Raw genomic sequence first — 17,421 nt, 5'->3', positions numbered from 1 at the left:
CTGATGGACGTCATCGCGCTCGACGCTCCGACGGACGCGCAGATCCGCGCGTGGCACGAGGTGCTCGCGGCCGTCCACGCCGCCGACCCGGCCGGGGACCCCGCCCCGGACCCGGCCGGCACGGCGCGGCGGCTGCGGTCGGCCGAGCCCGGCTCGCGGCAGCGGCTCTGGGCGGCGGCGGACGGCGGACGGCTGGTCGCGGTCGCGGCGCTGCGGCTGCCCGGCGAGCCCGGCACCGGCCGTCCCGGCGAGATCGACGTCCAGGTCCGTCCCGGGTACCGCCGCCGCGGCATCGGCCGCGAACTCCTGACCGCCGCCGCCGAGGGGATGCGCGCCGACGGGTGCTCCAGCGTGATCGCGCAGGTCCTCGCGGGGACCCCGGCCGTGCCGTTCCTGGAATCGCAGGGGTTCGAGTGCGTGCTCACCCTGCGCGGCATGCTGCTGCGCCTGGACGACGTCCCCCCGGACCGCGTCACCCGGCTCCTGGCCGGCGCGCCCGCCGGGTACGACCTCGTCCGCTGGCAGGGCATGGTGCCGGACGGGCACGCGACCGCGCTGGCCCGCGCCAAGCACGCCATGGCCGACCTCGCCGAGTACGAGGGCGCCGTCTGGGACGCCGACCGCGTCCGCGAGATGGCCGAGGTCGTCGCCAAGCGCGGCGACGACCTCTACACGGTCGCCGCCCTGGACGGCCGCACGATCGCGGGCTTCACCGAGATCGTCGTCCCGCACGACTCGGCCGGCCGGGCCGCCCAGTACGACACGGCCGTCGTACCCGAGCACCGCGGCCGCCGCATCGGCATCTGGGTGAAGGCCGCGATGCTGGCCTGGCTGACCCGCGAACGCCCCGACGTCCGGGAAATAGAAACAGACAATTCAGGCGATAACGCGCACATGATCGCCGTCAACGAGGAACTGGGCTTCCGCACCGAACGCGAGTCCCTGGAATACCAGGCCGCCATAACAGCCCTCCCCTGACCCCGCCATCCCCCACCGTCGCGCGTACACGACGCCAGAACCCTTTCGCGGCCACCCCCTGCGGCGACCGGGGGCCGTGTCGCGCCACCCCTGAACCCCCCACCACCCCGCACGGGCGTCCGTATGGGACGTCAGGAGCCTTTTGCAGCCGCCCCTGTGGCCGCCGAGGCCGTGTCGCGCTACCCCGACCCTCGACCCCACCACCCTGCGCCGGCGTATGTGCGGGACGTCAGGAGCCTTTCGCGGCCGCCCCCTGCGGCCACCGGGGGCGTGTCACGCCGCCCCTGAACCGTGGCACTGCCGTCCAGCGGGCGCGTCGGCGTGGGTTATCCACAGGTTCGCGTTCCGGGGCGGTCGGGGTGGCGTGGGGGTCAGGGTGGGGGCGTCGGCAGGCCGGAGCGGGCGTGCCTCGGCGGAGGGGCGGGACATGGAGGAGCGGTTCGTGCTGACGGTGCCCGGCGTGGTGACCGCGCGGTTCCTGGTCGCGACGGACGCGCGCGCCGTCCCGGGGGCGGGCTACCTGCGGGACGCGGTCGGCCACCGGGGGCCGGGCCGGGTCGCGGCGGGGCTTCTCGGATCGGGGCGGCTGACGGTCGAGCCGGTGACCGAGGTCACCGGGGAGCTGAAGGAGCGTCTGCACCGGCTGGGCGGGCCGCCCGAGCGGCTGCGGGACGTGTTCGGGGCGGCCCGGCACATCACGGTCACGGCGGCCACGGCACCGGACGGCCGGCCGCGCGGCGCGCAGGCGGCCCGGCTCACCGCACGGGTCCTCGCCGCCGCCGTGCGCGGGACGGTCGCCGACCTGGACTCCGGCCGGATCCTGCCGCCCGAGGACGGCCCGCCCGCCGAACCGGGGCGGTTCGTCCTCGGCCGCGACTGGGCGCCGGTCTACATCACCCTGGAACCGGACGACGCGACGCGCGCCAGGGCGGAGACCGCGGGGCTGCACCGGTTCGGGCTGCCGGAGGTGGCGGTGCGGCGCGTCCCCTACGGGAGCATGCTCACCGCCGCGAACCTGGCCCGTGGTCTGGCGTGGCAGCTGTTCGCCGAGCAGGCGGCCTGGCTCGGGAGGGGGCGGCGGCGGGGGGCCGCGCGAGATCCACGCCGAGAGATTTGTCAGTGGGGCGGACGTGATGAACTTCTGGGGCGCCCCGAAACCCGCGAACACCGCCGAGGCCGCCCGCGTCCGGCTCGGCTGGACGGACAGCGGCTGCCCCGACTGCCCGGCCGCGATCGAGGCGCACCCCGCATCCGAGGACGACGACACCTGGTGGAGCGGGTCCGCCGCAAGAGCGATGCCGAAACTGATCCGCCCAACCCCACCCGACTGACCCCGAAACCCGCCCCGGCCCCCACGACCGCGTCCGCGCCGAGTTCCAGCGGGCGCCGCAGGTACGGGGAGGCCAAGGTGTTGTCGACGGCGAGCAGCGTGCCCGCGTCGTGCGCGACCGCCGCACCGCTCCGCGGCGCCCGGTTGACCGTCCGCCGACCGGCCACCGCCCCGGCGGACCGGCCGCCCGATCCGGAAATGGTTCGACGGCGGTGCGGTGGCGGAGGGCTCCGCGGCGTCCGGTTCGCCGCCTTCGGCGGAGCGGCTGGTCACCGTCCCGGCGGTGCGGCCGGCCATTGCCTCGGCGGTGCGGTCGGCTACCGCCTGGCGGAGCGCGTGGCCGGTTCGGCGGTGGGTTGGTGGTGGGGGGCTGCGGGACGTTCGGTTCGCCGCCTTCGGTACCGGGTGGCGGGGTGAAAATGCGTTGGCGTTCTGAGGTGGGGATCGGCATTCTTAGGGGGTCTTCCGGGGGAATCCCCGGGAGGGTGAAGAATTGCCGGAGTATTTCCTCGTAGTTCAACGGCAGAACGCCGCACTGTTAATGCGGATATCCAGGTTCGAATCCTGGCGGGGGAGCGGCACACGGGCAAGGAGGTGACCCGGTGAACGTGCTCGTCCTGAACGCGTCGTACGAGCCCTTACAAAGGGTGGACCTGCGGCACGCCATCCGCATGCTGGTGCGCGGGGTGGCGGTCGTCGAGGAGGCGGAGGAGGGCCGGACCTTCGGCCGCTTCCCGGTGCCGCGGGTCCTGCGGCTCGTCCGGTACGTCGCGATGCGCTGGCGGCACGGCAGGCGCCCGCCCTGGAGCAAGCGCGGCGTGTACCTGCGCGACCGCGGCCGCTGCTGCTACTGCGGCAGGCGCGGGAACACCATCGACCACGTCCACCCGCGGTCGCGCGGCGGCGGCGACACCTGGGAGAACACCGTCCTGGCCTGTGGGAAGTGCAACAACCGCAAGGGGGACCGGACGGTCGCCGAGGCCGGGCTGCGGCTGCCGTCGCGGCCGCGGGTGCCGCGCTGGGAGGAGCTCGTGGGCGTGTGAGGGGGCCTCGCGGGCGTGTGCGGGGGACGGGGCCGGGTCGCCACGTGGCGACCCGGCTCCGGCGTCTTGTACCGTGTGCCCGGCTCCGGTAGGCCCCGTGTGACCCTGTGTGCGTATCTGAGATTTCCGAAGCCTCTGAGGCTGAATGGGCGATTGTGGTAGCGTGCCGCCAATCTTGAGCTTTGTTATCTAGGAGAGATCTGTGGCGGCCCTCGATCCAGGCGGCGGGACGGCCCGTACGCCGCGCAAGCGCACGGTGGCGCGGCGCCTGACCGCGCTCGCCCTCGCGGTGGGCGTGTCGGCGGCGCTGCCGCCGGTGTCCGGGAGCGCCGCGGGGCTCCCCCAGGAGCCCAAGGATCTGAAGAAGGAGTACGCCAAGCTCAAGGCGCGCTCGGAGAAGCTGTCCAAGGAGTACCGGGGCGAGCTCGTCTCCCTGGAGGAGGCGAAGAAGTCCGCCGAGCGCGCGGGCGCGGACGCGGCGAAGACCGACCGCGAGTACGACGCCGCCCGCGAGGGCGTCGCCCGGCTCGCCGCCACCACCTACATGACCGGCCGGCTCGACATGATCCCGATGATCTCCGCGGCCGAGCCCGGCGCCGCCGTCCACGACGCCGCCGTCATCGAGCACATCAGCCGCAACAACGGCCGCCGCGTCGAGAGCCTCCAGGCCCTCACCGCCGAGGCCGCGCGGTCGCACGAGACGGCGAAGAAGAAGCTGGCGGCCGTCGAGAAGGAGATCGACGACCTGGAGGGCCAGCGCACCCGGGTGAAGAAGCTGCTCGCCAAGTACAAGCCCGAGGTGACGAAGGCGCCCGTCAGCGGCGGCGGACGCCCCGACGGGGTCAGCGGCGCCAAGTCCCCGATCGTCGGCAACTCGATGACCGCCCGGATGCGCACGGTGCTGCTGGCGGTCGACGGAAAATTCGGCCCGTTCCCGACCATCGGCTGCGCCCGCCCCGGCGACCCGCAGGACCACGGCTCCGGCACCGCCTGCGACTTCATGGAGAGCACCGGCGGCAAGATGCCGAGCGCCTCCGCCCAGGCGCACGGCGACCAGGTCGCCCAGTACGTCATCGACAACGCCTCCCGCCTCGGCATCAAGTACGTCATCTGGAAGCAGCGCATCTACGACATGCGCGGCAGCGGCGGCTGGCGGCAGATGGAGGACCGCGGCAGCATCACCCAGAACCACTACGACCACGTCCACGTCTCCGTCCTCTGACCCGCGCGGGCGGGGTGAGAGGCCCGGGGACGGCGTACGGCGTCGCGGAGCCCTGCGCCCCGCCGATCGCGGTCGCCGGGCCGCGCTACTGGTCGCCGAGTTCGACGGTGGTGCCCTCGGCGGCGGACCGGGCGGCCGCCTCGATGACCTCCAGGCCCGTGATCGCGTCGGCGAGGGTCGTGGGCGGCGGCGCGCCGTCGCGCAGAGTGCGCAGGACGCCCGCGTAGAACTCCTGGTAGGCGCCCGGAGCGGTCGGCTCGGGGGCCGTCCCGCCGGGCGTGCCGAGCAGGCCGCGCGACTCCGGGTCGGCGATGCCGTAGCCCGGGTCCCTCGGGGTGAGGCCCGCGTGCAGCTGCGCCTCCTGCGGGTCCATGCCGGAGACCGTGTAGGACGCGCGGCCGCCGAGCACCCGCAGGCGCGGGCCCAGCTGGGCGGCGGTCGCGCTCATCCACAGGTGCGAGCGGACGCCGCCGCGGTGGGTGAGGGCGAGGAACACGTCGTCGGGCGCGGCGGCGCCGCGGCGGCGCGTGTCGATCTCGGCGTAGACGCGGGCGGGGCGCCCGAACAGGGTGACCGCCTGGTCGATGAGGTGGGAGCCCAGGTCGAACAGGATGCCGCCCGCGTCGCGCGGATCGGTGCTCTCCTTCCAGCTCTCCTTCACCTCGGGCCGCCAGCGTTCGAAGCGGGACTCGAACCGCTGGACGTCGCCGAGGGCGCCGGAGGCGATCAGGCGGGCCGCGGTGACGTAGTCGCCGTCCCAGCGGCGGTTGTGGTAAGGGAACACCGGCAGCCCCCGGACGGCGCTGAGCGCGGCGAGCGAGCGGGCGTCCGCGGCGGAGGCCGCCACCGGCTTGTCCACGACGACGGGGACGCCCGCGGTCAGCGCCGACCGGGCCAGCGGGACGTGCTGCCGGTTCGGCGCGGAGACGACGACGAGGTCGTAGCCGCCCGGCGCCCCCCACAGCCGGTCGGTGCCGTCCACGACGTCCGCGTCCGGGTACCGCTCCCGGGCGGCCCGCTGCCGTTCCGGCGCGCGGGTGACGATCGCGGCCAGCCGCAGCCCCGGGACGGACGCGATCAGCGGGGCGTGGAACACCGAGCCGCCGGTGCCGTATCCGATCAGCGCAACACGCAGGTCCATGCACCGATCATGACCGATGGCGGGGCGGCCGCCGGGACGCGGGGGTGCCGGGACGTGCCGGAGTGGCGCGGGCCACGTAGGATTTCATCGGGGTTCTGGCGATTGAGGGGGACGCGTGCCCAAACCAGTGCTGCTGACCGTCGACGACGACCCGGGGGTGTCCCGGGCCGTCGCGCGGGACCTGCGCCGCAGGTACGCCGAGTCGTACCGGATCGTCCGGGCCGAATCGGGCCGGCAGGCCCTGGACGCGCTGAGCGAGCTGCGGCTGCGCGGCGAGGACACCGCCGTGCTGCTCGCCGACCACCGGATGCCCGGGATGGACGGCGTGGAGTTCCTGGAGCACGCGATGGACCTGTTCCCGTTCGCGCGCCGCGTCCTGCTCACCGCCTACGCCGAGACCGACGCGGCGATCCGCGCGATCAACGACGTCGACCTCGACCACTACCTGCTGAAGCCGTGGGACCCGCCGGAGGAGAAGTTCTACCCGGTGATCGACGAGCTGCTGGACGCGTGGGCGCGCACCGACCGGCGCCCGCCCGGCGAGCTGCGCGTGGTGGGGCACCGCTGGTCGTCCCGCTGCTACGAGGTCCGCGATCTGCTCGCCCGCAACCAGGTGCCCTACACGTGGGTGATGGACACCGACGAGGAGGGCGCCGAGCTGATCGCCGCCGCGGGATGCCCGGAGCTGCCGCTGGTGGTGAAGCCCGACGGCGGCACGCTGTCGGCGCCGTCCGACACCGAGCTGGCCGCCGCGATCGGGCTGTCCAGCACCCCGTCGACCGGGTTCTACGACCTGATCGTCGTGGGCGGCGGCCCGTCCGGACTCGGCGCGGCCGTGTACGGCGCGTCGGAGGGGCTGAGGACGGTCGTCGTCGAGCGGCACGCCCTCGGCGGCCAGGCCGGGCAGAGCTCCCGCATCGAGAACTACCTCGGCTTCCCCGACGGGGTGACCGGGGCGCAGCTCGCCGACCGGGCCCGCCGGCAGGCCGGCCGGTTCGGCGCCGAGCTGCTGCAGGCCGGGGAGGTCACCGCGCTGGAGGCGCGCGGCACCGCGCGGGTGGCGCGGCTGTCGGACGGCACGGAGATCGCCGCGCACGCGGTCATCCTCGCGACCGGCGTCTCCTACCGGCGCCTCAACGCCGAGGGCGTGGAGGACTACGTCGGCCGCGGCGTCTACTACGGCGCCGCGCTCACCGAGGCCCCGGAGTGCAAGGACGAGGAGGTCGCCATCGTCGGCGGCGCCAACTCCGCCGGGCAGGCCGCCGTGTACCTCGCCCGGTACGCGCGCAAGGTGCACATCATCGTCCGGGCGGACGGCCTGGAGCGGTCGATGTCGCACTACCTGATCGAGCAGATCGAGGCGACGCCCAACATCGAGGTCCACACCGGGAAGACCGTGTGCGCGGCGGAGGGCGCCGACCGGCTGGAGCGGCTCACGTTCGCCTGGCCGGGCGGCAAGAAGACGATCGACGCGCACTGGCTGTTCGTGTTCATCGGCGCCGAACCGGGCACCGCGTGGCTGGACGGCCTCGTCGAGCGCGACCCGCGCGGCTACCTGCTGACCGGGCCCGACCTCGTCGCCGGGGGCCGCCGCCCCGCGCGCTGGCCGCTCGCCCGCCAGCCCTACCACCTGGAGACGAGCGTGCCCGGCGTGTTCGCGGCGGGCGACGTCCGGGCCGAGTCGATGAAGCGGGTCGCCTCGGCGGTCGGCGACGGCGCGATGGCCGTCGCCCTCGTCCACCGCTATCTGGAGCAGGCATGAGCGAAGCGAGCCGGGGGTGCCGGGGGGCCGCCCCCCGAAGGGAGCGGGCATGAGCACCGCGTCGGCGCAAGAGCTGCGGGGGCTGTTCCTCTTCGAGTCCCTCGATGAGGACAAGCTCGGCTGGCTGTCGGAGTGCGGGACGGTCGAGGAGTTCCCCGCGGACGGCGTGATCTGCGCGCAGGGCGACGCCGCGGAGTTCCTGTACGTGCTGCTGGACGGCGAGATGGTGATGACCCAGACGGTGCGGGGGCACGCGGTCGAGGTCAGCCGGACCGCCCGCCGCGGCACCTACGGCGGCGCCGTGCAGGCGTACCTGGGCGACAAGATCGAGCAGAAGTACCAGCACACGCTGCGGGCGACCGCCCCGGCGCGGGTGTTCCGGCTGCCGGCCCGCAAGTTCTCCAAGGCCGTCCGCAAGTGGTTCCCGATGGGCGCGCACCTGCTGGAGGGCATCTTCTTCGGGATGTCCAACGCGCGGCGGATCGTGGACCAGCGGGAGCGGCTCACCGCGCTCGGCACGCTCACCGCCGGGCTCACCCACGAGCTGAACAATCCGGCCGCGGCGGCGGCGCGGGCCAGCGCCGAGCTCGGCGACCGGCTGCTGGCGTCGCAGCGGACGCTGGCCGACCTCGCCGCGCAGGGCGTCGACTGCACGCATCTGAGCGCGCTCGTGTCGCTGCGCCCGGAGCTGCCCGCGCCGCCGGGCGGCCGCCGCAGCCCCCTGGAGGTCAGCGACGCCGAGGACGAGCTCGGCGACTGGCTGGAGGAGCACGGCGTCGGCGAGGCATGGGACCTCGCGCCCGGCCTGGTCTCCGCCGGCATCGGGATCGAGCAGGCCGAGGAGGTCGCGGGCGCGGCCGGCGGGCACCTCCCGGCGGCGATGCGCTGGCTCGCCGAGGTGCTGGAGGTCGCGCAGCTGCAGGCGGAGATCTCCGACGCGATGGGCCGCATCACCGCGCTGCTGGACTCGGCCCGCCAGTACTCCCAGCTCGACCGGGCCGCCTACCAGCGCGCCGACCTGCGCGAGCTGCTGGACAGCACGCTCACCATGCTCAAGCGCAAGTTCGGGCCGGACGTGACGGTGAAGGTCGACTACGACGAGTCGCTGCCGCCCGTCCCGGTCTACGCGGCGGAGCTGAACCAGGTGTGGACGAACCTGATCGTCAACGCGCTGCAGGCGATGGGCGGGTCGGGCACCCTCACCGTCCGGACCGCCCGGGAGAACGATCAGGCGCTGGTGGAGATCGGCGACACCGGGACCGGCATCCCCGAGGAGAACCTCGACCGGATCTTCACGCCGTTCTTCACCACCAAGGCGGTGGGGGAGGGCACCGGCCTCGGCCTCGACATCTCCTGGCGCATCGTCGTCGGCCGCCACGGCGGCGACCTCCGGGTGGTGTCCTCCCTGCCCGGCGACACCCGCTTCCAGGTGCTCCTCCCGCTCACCGAGCCCGACTCCGCCGACTCCGCCGGCTCCGCTCCCTAGGACCGGAGTTCCGGCGGGCCGGCGCCGGGGCCTACTCGAACAGGTCGGGCTGCTCGCGGGTGATCTGGTCGTAGAGGGGCTGGTAGTTGATCCAGCCGACCAGGTCGTTGCCGATCTGCTCGTGCGTCAGGACGGCGTTGTCGTGCTCGATCGGCACGACCTCGCCGGCGGCCTTGGCGAGGAGCTGCACCTGGCAGGAGCGCTCCATCGTGATGAACCACCAGGCGGCGGCGTCCACGGTGTCGCCGACGGTCAGCAGCCCGTGGTTGCGCAGGATGACGGCCTTGTGGCCGCCGAGGGCCGCGGCGATGCGCTTGCCCTCCTCCAGATCCGTGACGACGCCGGTGTAGTCGTCGAACAGGCCGTGGTCCTGGTAGAAGGCGCACACGTCCTGGGTGATCGGCTCCAGCTTCTGGCCGAGCGCGGAGATCGCCCGGCCGTGGGTGGAGTGGCTGTGCGCGGCGGCGACCACGTCCGGGCGCGCCTGGTGCACCTGGGAGTGGATCGCGAACGCGGCCTCGTTGACCGGGTAGCGGCCCTCGACGACCTTGCCCTCGTGGTTCACCAGGATCAGGTCGCTGACCTTGATGTGCTTGAACGACATCCCGAACGGGTTGACCCAGAAGTGGTCGGTGCGCCCGGGGTCGCGGGCGGTGATGTGCCCCGCCACGCCCTCCTCGAAGCCGAACTTCCCGAAGATGCGCAGCGCGGCCGTCAGCCGCTCCTTGCGGTGCCGGCGCTCGTCCTCGACGTTGTCGAACGCGGGCGGCAGCCGGAAGATCAGGTCGGTCGGCAGTTTCTCCAGGAACTCGTCCTCGTCGGACATCGGCGCTACTCCTCAGGCTCGTCCTCCCCCAACCGAACACCATCGCGGCGGTGCGCGGCTAGACCGGAGCGGCCCAACCGCCCCGCGCCCGGTTGTCCGGACGGGACAACGGCGCGGCAGAATGCAGGGATGGAGGTGACGGGCGACCGGTTCCTGCGGCTGCTGATCGAGCGCAGCGGCGACCCGGGGGTGCTGGAGGCGACGGTCCGCGCCGCGCGCGGGCGGTCGGAGCTGGTCGCGGCGCTGCCCGAGGAGGAGACCAGGCGGCACGTCCGCGCCCTGGTGCAGGGGGTGCTGGCCGCGCTGGAGGACGGCGGTCCCGGCGCGGACGTCCTCGCGGCGGCGGAGCGGCTCGGCTCGGACCGGGCGCGGCAGGGGGTGCCGGTCGCGGCGTTCCTGGACGGCTTCCAGGCGGGCCGCGCCCACCTCGTCCGGATGCTCGTCGCGGAGGGCCGCCGCCGGGGCGTGCCGGACGCCGTGCTGCTGGACGGCGTGACCCGCATCGACGAGATCACCACCGCGCTCGTCCACCGGATGGTGCACGCGCACCGGGTCACCGAGCTGGAGACGGCCCGGACCGCGCGGGAGGCCCGCGTCCAGCTGCTGCGGCAGCTGCTGCACGGCGAGGCCGTCCCGGTCGGCGCGCCGCTCGACCCGGCCGCCGCGTACCACTGCGTGGTGTCCGACGTCAGCGACCCGGCGGTCGCGGCGCGGCTGGAGACGGAGCTGGGCGCCGCCGGGCCCGCCCTGTGCGGGCTGGTGGACGGCCGGTTCGCCGCCCTCGCCGCCCGGCTGCCGGAACCGGTGCCCGGCGCCGCTCGGCCCGGCCCGCTGCTGGTGGCCGCGCCGCCCGCGCCGCCCGCCGAGGTCGCGCCGATGTACGGGCTGGGGCGCCGGGCGCTGCGGGCGGGCGCCGGTGCCGGGCTCACCGGCCTGCGGGAGCTGGCCGACCTCGCGCTGCTCACCGCCACCGAGGCCGAGCCGGAGCTCGGCGGCCTGCTCGCCGCCGCGCTGCTGGCCGGGCTGAACCGCGACGACCCGTTCCACCTGGAGCTGGCGGAGACGGCGCTGGCCTACCTCGACCACGGCGGCCGGATCGAGCCGACGGCGGCGGCGCTGCACGTCCACGGGAACACCGTCAAGTACCGGATCCGGCGGCTGCGGGAGCTGACCGGCCGCCCGCTGTCCGACCCGGCGGGCGGCGCGGCGGTGGCGCGGACCGCGCACTGGTGGTGGGCCCTGCACCGGTGGATCGCCGAGTCCACGGCATGATCGGGTGCGGACGTTGACCGAGCGACGAGACGTGATGAGAGCGGAGGAGCGGTGGCGGCACCGAAGATCAGCACGGTGATGTGGCCGATGCAGTCCTGGCCCGAGGCGGGGGAGCTGTGGCGGCGCGCCGAGGACCTCGGGTTCCGGCACGCCTGGGTCTACGACCACCTCGCCTGGCGGGGCACGACCCCGTGGTACGACGCGTACACGACGCTGGCCGCCGTCGCCGCGGTGACCTCGCGGATCCGGATCGGCACGCTGGTGACCTCGCCGAACTTCCGGCATCCCGTCCCCACCGCGCACGCGATCAAGACGATCGACCACGTGAGCGGCGGGCGGGCGACCATCGGCATCGGGGCGGGCGGCACGCGGCGCACCTCCGACGCGGGCGTCCTCGGCGGCGAGGCGTGGATGCCCGGCGAGCGCGCCTCCCGCTTCGCCGAATGGGTGGAGCTGCTCGACCGGCTGCTGACCGGGCCGAAGACGTCCTTCGAGGGCGACTACTACACCGCGCGGGACGTCATCGAGGAGCCCGGCTGCGTCCAGCGGCCCCGGGTGCCGTTCGTCGTCGCCGGGGACGGGCCGCGCGGCATGCGGGTCGCCGCCCGGCACGGCACCGGATGGGTGACCGGCGGCGGCGCGGAGGACAGGGAGCCGCACGACGTCGTGCGGACCCGGCTCGCCGCGCTCAGGGCGGCGTGCGAGGCGGAGGGCCGCGAACTCGACGACCTCATCTTCATGACGGGGTTCACCGACGAGCCGTGGCTGGCGTCGCCGGGCGCGTTCGCCGACCTCGCGGGACGCTACGCGGAACTCGGCATCACCGAGATCGTGCTGCACTGGCCGCGTCCCGGCACGCCGTGGGAGGCCGACATGAAGGTGTTCGAGGCGGTCGCGGCCGAGTACGGAGAGGCGCGCTGATGCCGTTCGTGCTGCTCGGGTTCGCGATCGCGTTCGAGGTGACGGCGACGCTGGCGATGCGGGCCTCCGAGGGGTTCACGAAGCTGTGGCCGTCCCTGATCGTGGTCGCCGGGTACCTGATCTCGTTCGTGTTCATGGCCAAGGCGCTGACCTCGCTGAACGTCGGACCGGTCTACGCGATCTGGTCCGCGCTCGGCACGATCGGCGCGTTCGCGGGCGGCGTCCTGCTGTTCGGCGAGCAGCTCAGGCCCGCCACGATCGCCGGCGCGGTGATCATCGTGGCCGGGGTCGTCGTGATGAACCTCGGCGGCGGCGTCCACCAGGGCTGACCCGGGCCCGCGTCAGGCGGCGCCGCGTCAGGCGCTGGGGTCAGGCGGCTCGGGTCAGGCGGGTTCGGCGAGGGTGGTTGCGCGCTGCTGCTCGAGCTGCCCGCCGACCAGCTCGGTCGGGGTGCAGCCCGACAGGGCGCGGAACTCCCGGTTGAGGTGCGCCTGGTCGTAGTAGCCGCAGGCGGAAGCGGCCTCGGCGAACCCGGCGCCGCCGGTCAGCAGCCCGACCGCGCGCCGGAAGCGGAGCACCCGCGCCATCACCTTGGGCGGCAGCCCCGCCTGCTCGCGGAACCGGTTCGTCAGGTGCTTGCGGCTCCACCCGACGTCGGCGGCGAGGTCGGCGACGGTGACGGCGGGGTCGCCGTCCAGCAGCCGCCACGCCCGGGCCACCTCCCGGTCGGGGGCGGGGCCCGCGTCCAGGCGGCGCAGCAGGAAGCCGTCCAGGAGGTCGAAGCGCGCGGCCCAGGACGGGGCGCCGGCGAGCCGGTCGACCAGCGCGCCCGCCTCCCGGCCGAGCACGTCGGGCAGCTCGGCCGCCGCGTTGGTGAGGTGGGCCATCGGGACGCCGAGCAGCGTGTACGCGCCGAGCGGCGTCACGTCGAGCTGGATGCCGCGCTGCCCGCCGGGGCTCACGTACATGCCGTGGCCGTCGTGCATCCCGGCGACGAACGACCCGTACTCCCGGTCGCGGACGCCGGGGTCGGGGACCTCGAGGTACAGCGGCGGGCCCAGGTTGATGATCACGACGGTGGTGCGGGTGGGCAGCGTGCGCATCCGGGACGGGACGGCGGCCGTCTCCCAGTAGCCGTCGTAGGAGCGCAGGAACGGGCGCAGCGCTGGATGCGGGCGCCCCCGCGCCCGCCACCAGCCGTCCCGGTCGGCCAGTTCGACCGGCCTGTCGCTCATGCCCCCAGTCCTACCACGCGGGTCCGACAGGGCCGGGGACGGAACCGGGGCTACTCGTACACCTGGCCGCACACCGCGATGCGGGCCAGGTCGTCCCAGGTCATGGTGGTGATCGTGCGGACGTAGGAGCGCGCGGGCGGCTCCCCGGGCCGGGGCGGCAGCGGCACGCGGGCGCCGTCGGCGGCGTCCCAGCCGCCGAGGCTGCCGGCGACCGCGCACTCCAGGTACGTCGCCGGGTCGAAGTTGTACCAGCGGGCCGGGGTGGCGCGGGCGCCCGAGCCGGGCGGGCGGGGCGCGTCCACGCCGAACCGGGCCTGCGGGCCCGGGGGATGGACGAGGAAGTCCTCCAGGTCGGCGATCTGGGACAGCAGGACCCGCTCCCAGTCGGCGTACCCGTCCGGCTCGGCGCCGGGCAGCGACAGGTCCTTGACGCTCCACGCCGGGTCGACGTCGGCGGGCGGGGTGGTGGACGCCGCCGCGAACATCGCCGCCACGTCGTCGGCCTCCAGCCGGGCCCGGTCACTCAGCGGAGCGCCGACCTTCCACAGGGACCGCAGGAACGCCGACAGCGACCAGGACGCCGCCCGCGCCTCCTGACCGAGGTACAGGAACACCAGGTACAGGTCGCGGTTGGTGCGGACGGCGGGCCCCGGCGGGCCCTCGACCCAGTAGGTCTGCTTGTGCGCGACGCCGCTCTCCATCGCCAGGACCTGCGCCAACGCCGCTATGCGCGAGTCGTGGGAGGCCACGTGGAAGGTGTTCCCGAGATCGTCCTGGCGCATGACGTCCCACGTCTGCATGCGGCTCCCTCACAGGTCGCGGTGCGGTCTCCACGGCCCCCGCTCAGAAAGTGTCCCATTCCAGGAGCCGACCACCAGTAGTGGCCATGTCACTTTCCGGACTCGAAGTCGTGACTTTCCGCTCATGTAATACGCGGGCGGGACGGGTAAGGGCCCGGCGTCCGCGCCGGGCCCTCACCGAGGGGCGTTCAGAGCTTCGAGCGGTGCATCACCTGGAGCTCGGTGAAGCCGTAGAGGCCCCACGGCCCGTTCTCGACGCCGACGCCGCTCCACTTGAACCCGCCGAACGGCTGGTTCGGGGCGAGAGCCAGGTGGGTGTTGACCCAGGCGGTGCCGCACTCCAGCCGCCCGGCGATCTCGGCGGCCCGGTCGGCGTCGGTGCCCCACACCGAGCCGGACAGCCCGAAGTGGGTGCCGTTGGCGCGGGCGAGCGCCTCCTCGACGTCGGTGTACTTCACGATCGGCAGCGCGGGGCCGAACTGCTCCTCGTCCACGATGCGGGCGCCGTCCTCGATGTCGGCGAGGATGGTGGGCTCGAAGAAGTAGCCCGGCCCGTCGACCGGCCCGCCGCCCGCCGCCGCGCGGGCGCCGCCCGCGATCGCGTCGGCGACCAGCTCCGACACCCGCTCGTACTGCGGCCTGTTGTTGATCGGCCCGTACTGGACGCCCTCGTCCATGCCGTCGCCGACCTTGGCGGCCTTCGCCCGCTCGGCGAGGGCGTCGACCACGTCGCCGTAGAGCGCCTCCGGCACGTACACGCGCTTGATCGCCGAGCAGACCTGGCCGTTGTTCTGGAACGCGGCGCCGAACAGCCGGTCGGCGACCGCGGCCGGGTCGGCGTCGTCCAGCAGGATCGCCGGGTCGTTGCCGCCGAGCTCCAGCGTCACGCGCTTGAGGTCGGGGGCCGCCGCGGCGGCGACGCGCTTGCCGGTCGCGACGCTGCCGGTGAAGCTGATCTTGCGGGGGACGTCGTGCGCGGTCATCCACGCGCCGAGCTCGTCGCCGCCGGTGACGACGTTCAGCACGCCGGGCGGCAGCACGTCGCGCAGCACCTCGCCGAGCTTCAGGCTGGACAGCGGGGTGAACGGGGACGGCTTGAGCACGAGCGTGTTGCCCGCGAGCAGCGCCGGCGCGATCTTCCACACGCCGAGCAGCAGCGGGAAGTTCCACGGCGTGATCGCGGCGACCACGCCCATCGGGCGGCGGACGACCTCGACCAGCGCGCTGGCGTCGTCCTGGATGACCTCGCGGGGCAGTTCCAGCTCGGCGAAGTACTTCAGCCAGACGCCGGCGCCGACGACCTCCATGGTCGCGTCGGCGAGCGGCTTGCCCTGCTCCAGGGTCAGGATGCGGCCGATCTCCTCGGACCGGGCGAACATGACGTCGGCCGCCGCGAGCAGCGCCTTGCGCCGCACCGACTCGTCGCGGCGCCACTCGGCGAAGGCGGCCCGCGCCGCGGCCATCGCCGCGTCGAGCTGCTCCCTGGAGGCGTCGGGCGCCTGCTCGGCCACCTCGCCGGTCGCCGGATTGATCACCCCGAAGGTGCCAGGCGCGTCCACGGCCGCGCCGTCGATGGTCATCGAGAAGTTCTCGGACACCGTTGATCCTCCGCTTCAGGGGGGTTACCGAATCAGATTCAGTATTCACCTTCGCGGCCTGCCTGACGAGGTCCCGCGCCCCGGAACCGCCCCGGAACCGGCCTCGGGACCGGCCCGGACGCGGCCGGAGCCGGACCCGGGCGGGCGGCGCGCCGGTGGCCGGATCCGGCGAGATCCCGGCCCGCGCGGCGGAACCGAGTGATGATCATCACATGCGATCACGTCTCACCGCGGTGTTCGCCCTCACCCTCGCCCTCGCCGCATCCGGCGGGGCGACGGCGGCCGCAGCACCCACAGCGTCCCCGCCCTCGCCGGCCCCGCCGGCACCGCCCGCGTCCTCCGCGTCCGCGCCTCGGCTGGCCGATCCGCACCCGTGCGCGGGCAAGACCGGGTTCACCTGCGCGTTCCTGACCGTCCCGCTCGACCACCGCCGTCCCGGCAAGGGCTCCCTGAGGCTCCAGGTGGCCATGGCGGACAACGCCGGCGCGCCCAAGGGGATCCTGCTCTTCCTCACCGGCGGGCCGGGCCAGCCCGGGGTCCCGTTCATCGACGGGATCTCCGCGCGGATGCCGGAGCTCACGAGGAACTACCGGTTCGTCATGATCGACCAGCGCGGCACGGGCGAGTTCGGCGCGATCGACTGCCCGAGGCTGCAGGCGGAGGTCGGCAGCAGCGACATCGAGCCGCCCGCGCCCGGGGCGGTCACCGAGTGCGCGGGCGTCCTCGGGGACCGGCGGCACTACTTCACCACCGAGCAGACCGTCGGCGACCTCGAGCTGCTGCGGCAGGCGCTCGGCGTGCGGAAGATGACCGTGGACGGCGTCTCCTACGGCACCATGACCGGCGCGAGCTACGCCGTCCGGTACCCGCGGCACGTGAGCAGGCTGGTCCTGGACTCCGTGCTGCCGCACGCCGACCCGCAGGGCGACGACATGCTCTACCTCACGAGCCTGCGGGCCACCGCCCGCGTCCTGCGGGACGCCTGCGAGGCCGCGCCCGCCTGCGGGTTCGACCCGGCGGAGGACCTTGCCTGGCTCGCCCGGCACCGCGACGACGCCGTCCTCATCTGGGACATGCTGGTGTCCTACGAGTTCCTCGACCCGACCTACCGGGACGAGAACTCCCTGCCGAACGGCTGGGGCGACGCGGTGGCCGCCGTCCATGAGGCCCGCCATGGGGATCCGGCCCGGCTCGACCGGCTGCTGCAGATCATGAACTCCGGCGGCGACGACGTCACCCACTACAGCTCCGGCCTGCACATCGCGACGATCTGCGGCGACGGCCACTTCCCCTGGGGGACGTCCGAGACCGCGCCCGCCCGGCGCCCGGCCGCGCTCGAGCGGACGCGCCGGCACCTTCCCGCCCGCGCCACCTGGCCGTTCACCGCCGACACCGCCGTCGGCGGCGGGTTCGTCCAGGAGTGCCTGCACTGGCCCTGGTCGCGGCACACGGCCGAGCCGCACCGGACGAAGATCACCGTCCCCGTCCTCCTGCTGAACGGCGACCGCGACCTGTCCACGCCGCTGGAATGGGCGCGCGAGGAGCTCGGCCGCGCCCCGCGCGGCAGGCTCGTCGTGGTGAAGGGCGCCGCGCACTCCATCCAGAACCGCGAACGCGGGACGCAGGGCCGCGAGGCCGTCTACCGATTCCTCAACGGCTGACCACCGGCGGCTCGCCCGGAAGCGGACGGGCGCCCCGCGGCTCGTCGCCGCCCGGCGCCCCGCGCGGGCCCCCCCCCGGCGCCCGGCCGGGCGGGGGGGGCGCCGCGGGCGCCGCAGCCGCCCCCGCGCCCGCGCCGAGCGGGCGG

14 protein-coding genes, 1 tRNA gene and 1 pseudogene are annotated in these 17,421 nt (G+C 74.5%); 10 read left to right on the top strand and 6 right to left on the bottom strand.

The window, feature by feature from the left end; translation table 11 throughout:
• The first annotated feature begins 3 nt into the window (after positions 1-3).
• Complete coding sequence (locus ABZ806_RS30910) at positions 4-978, top strand: GNAT family N-acetyltransferase (protein WP_500220955.1); 975 nt, start codon at positions 4-6, stop codon at positions 976-978.
• 1,353 nt (positions 979-2,331) lie between these two features.
• On the opposite strand, the pseudogene ABZ806_RS30905 reads toward ABZ806_RS30910, so the two are convergent.
• A pseudogene (locus ABZ806_RS30905) lies at positions 2,332-2,433 on the bottom strand (PLP-dependent transferase); the annotation flags it as partial.
• A gap of 380 nt (positions 2,434-2,813) precedes the next feature.
• Here ABZ806_RS30905 and ABZ806_RS30900 point away from each other — a divergent pair.
• From ABZ806_RS30900 to ABZ806_RS30890, 3 genes are all read left to right on the top strand, one after another.
• A tRNA-Asn gene (locus tag ABZ806_RS30900) sits at positions 2,814-2,884 on the top strand.
• Between the two features lie 26 nt (positions 2,885-2,910).
• Entirely contained in the window at positions 2,911-3,351 is a 441-nt protein-coding gene (locus ABZ806_RS30895) for an HNH endonuclease (RefSeq protein ID WP_500220954.1), read from the top strand.
• Between the two features lie 202 nt (positions 3,352-3,553).
• A complete protein-coding gene (locus tag ABZ806_RS30890; protein WP_500220953.1) occupies positions 3,554-4,573 on the top strand; it encodes a coiled-coil domain-containing protein in 1,020 nt (339 codons plus the stop codon).
• An 85-nt stretch (positions 4,574-4,658) separates the two neighbouring features.
• Here the strand turns inward: ABZ806_RS30890 and ABZ806_RS30885 are convergent, their stop codons facing one another.
• Positions 4,659-5,714, bottom strand: coding sequence for a Gfo/Idh/MocA family oxidoreductase (locus ABZ806_RS30885; protein ID WP_500220952.1), 1,056 nt, complete (start codon positions 5,712-5,714; stop codon positions 4,659-4,661).
• 115 nt (positions 5,715-5,829) lie between these two features.
• Here ABZ806_RS30885 and ABZ806_RS30880 point away from each other — a divergent pair, with 115 nt between their 5' ends.
• Entirely contained in the window at positions 5,830-7,476 is a 1,647-nt protein-coding gene (locus ABZ806_RS30880; protein ID WP_500220951.1) for an FAD-dependent oxidoreductase, read from the top strand.
• 49 nt (positions 7,477-7,525) lie between these two features.
• A complete protein-coding gene (locus tag ABZ806_RS30875; RefSeq protein WP_500220950.1) occupies positions 7,526-8,962 on the top strand; it encodes an ATP-binding protein in 1,437 nt (478 codons plus the stop codon).
• A 31-nt stretch (positions 8,963-8,993) separates the two neighbouring features.
• Here the strand turns inward: ABZ806_RS30875 and ABZ806_RS30870 are convergent, their stop codons facing one another.
• Complete coding sequence (locus ABZ806_RS30870; protein WP_500220949.1) at positions 8,994-9,788, bottom strand: class II aldolase/adducin family protein; 795 nt, start codon at positions 9,786-9,788, stop codon at positions 8,994-8,996.
• Between the two features lie 129 nt (positions 9,789-9,917).
• Here ABZ806_RS30870 and ABZ806_RS30865 point away from each other — a divergent pair, with 129 nt between their 5' ends.
• The 3 genes from ABZ806_RS30865 to ABZ806_RS30855 are packed head-to-tail and all read left to right on the top strand — an operon-like array spanning position 9,918 to position 12,310.
• Positions 9,918-11,060, top strand: coding sequence for a helix-turn-helix domain-containing protein (locus ABZ806_RS30865; RefSeq protein ID WP_500220948.1), 1,143 nt, complete (start codon positions 9,918-9,920; stop codon positions 11,058-11,060).
• A gap of 51 nt (positions 11,061-11,111) precedes the next feature.
• Positions 11,112-11,981, top strand: a complete 870-nt coding sequence (locus ABZ806_RS30860) for an LLM class flavin-dependent oxidoreductase (RefSeq protein ID WP_500220947.1) — start codon at positions 11,112-11,114, stop codon at positions 11,979-11,981.
• Entirely contained in the window at positions 11,981-12,310 is a 330-nt protein-coding gene (locus ABZ806_RS30855; protein ID WP_500220946.1) for a DMT family transporter, read from the top strand. The genes ABZ806_RS30860 and ABZ806_RS30855 overlap by 1 nt, the downstream gene beginning before the upstream one ends.
• A 54-nt stretch (positions 12,311-12,364) precedes the next feature.
• Here ABZ806_RS30855 and ABZ806_RS30850 read toward each other — a convergent pair whose 3' ends face one another.
• From ABZ806_RS30850 to ABZ806_RS30840, 3 genes are all read right to left on the bottom strand, one after another.
• Positions 12,365-13,216, bottom strand: coding sequence for a helix-turn-helix domain-containing protein (locus tag ABZ806_RS30850; protein ID WP_500220945.1), 852 nt, complete (start codon positions 13,214-13,216; stop codon positions 12,365-12,367).
• A gap of 50 nt (positions 13,217-13,266) precedes the next feature.
• The gene (locus ABZ806_RS30845; RefSeq protein WP_500220944.1) at positions 13,267-14,016 is read right to left on the bottom strand and encodes a hypothetical protein; all 750 of its coding nucleotides are present in this window, start codon (positions 14,014-14,016) and stop codon (positions 13,267-13,269) included.
• A 188-nt stretch (positions 14,017-14,204) separates the two neighbouring features.
• Positions 14,205-15,614, bottom strand: a complete 1,410-nt coding sequence (locus ABZ806_RS30840) for an aldehyde dehydrogenase family protein (RefSeq protein WP_500220943.1) — start codon at positions 15,612-15,614, stop codon at positions 14,205-14,207.
• A 212-nt stretch (positions 15,615-15,826) separates the two neighbouring features.
• Here ABZ806_RS30840 and ABZ806_RS30835 point away from each other — a divergent pair, with 212 nt between their 5' ends.
• Positions 15,827-17,275 (top strand): alpha/beta fold hydrolase, encoded by a 1,449-nt coding sequence (locus tag ABZ806_RS30835; protein WP_500220942.1) that lies wholly within the window; start codon positions 15,827-15,829, stop codon positions 17,273-17,275.
• Positions 17,276-17,421 lie beyond the last annotated feature (146 nt).

This window comes from Spirillospora sp. NPDC047418 (assembly GCF_040643275.1).
Taxonomy (GTDB): domain Bacteria; phylum Actinomycetota; class Actinomycetes; order Streptosporangiales; family Streptosporangiaceae; genus Spirillospora.
The sequence above is the reverse complement of the archived record's forward strand: the minus strand, read 5'-3'. Positions and strand labels throughout refer to the sequence as shown.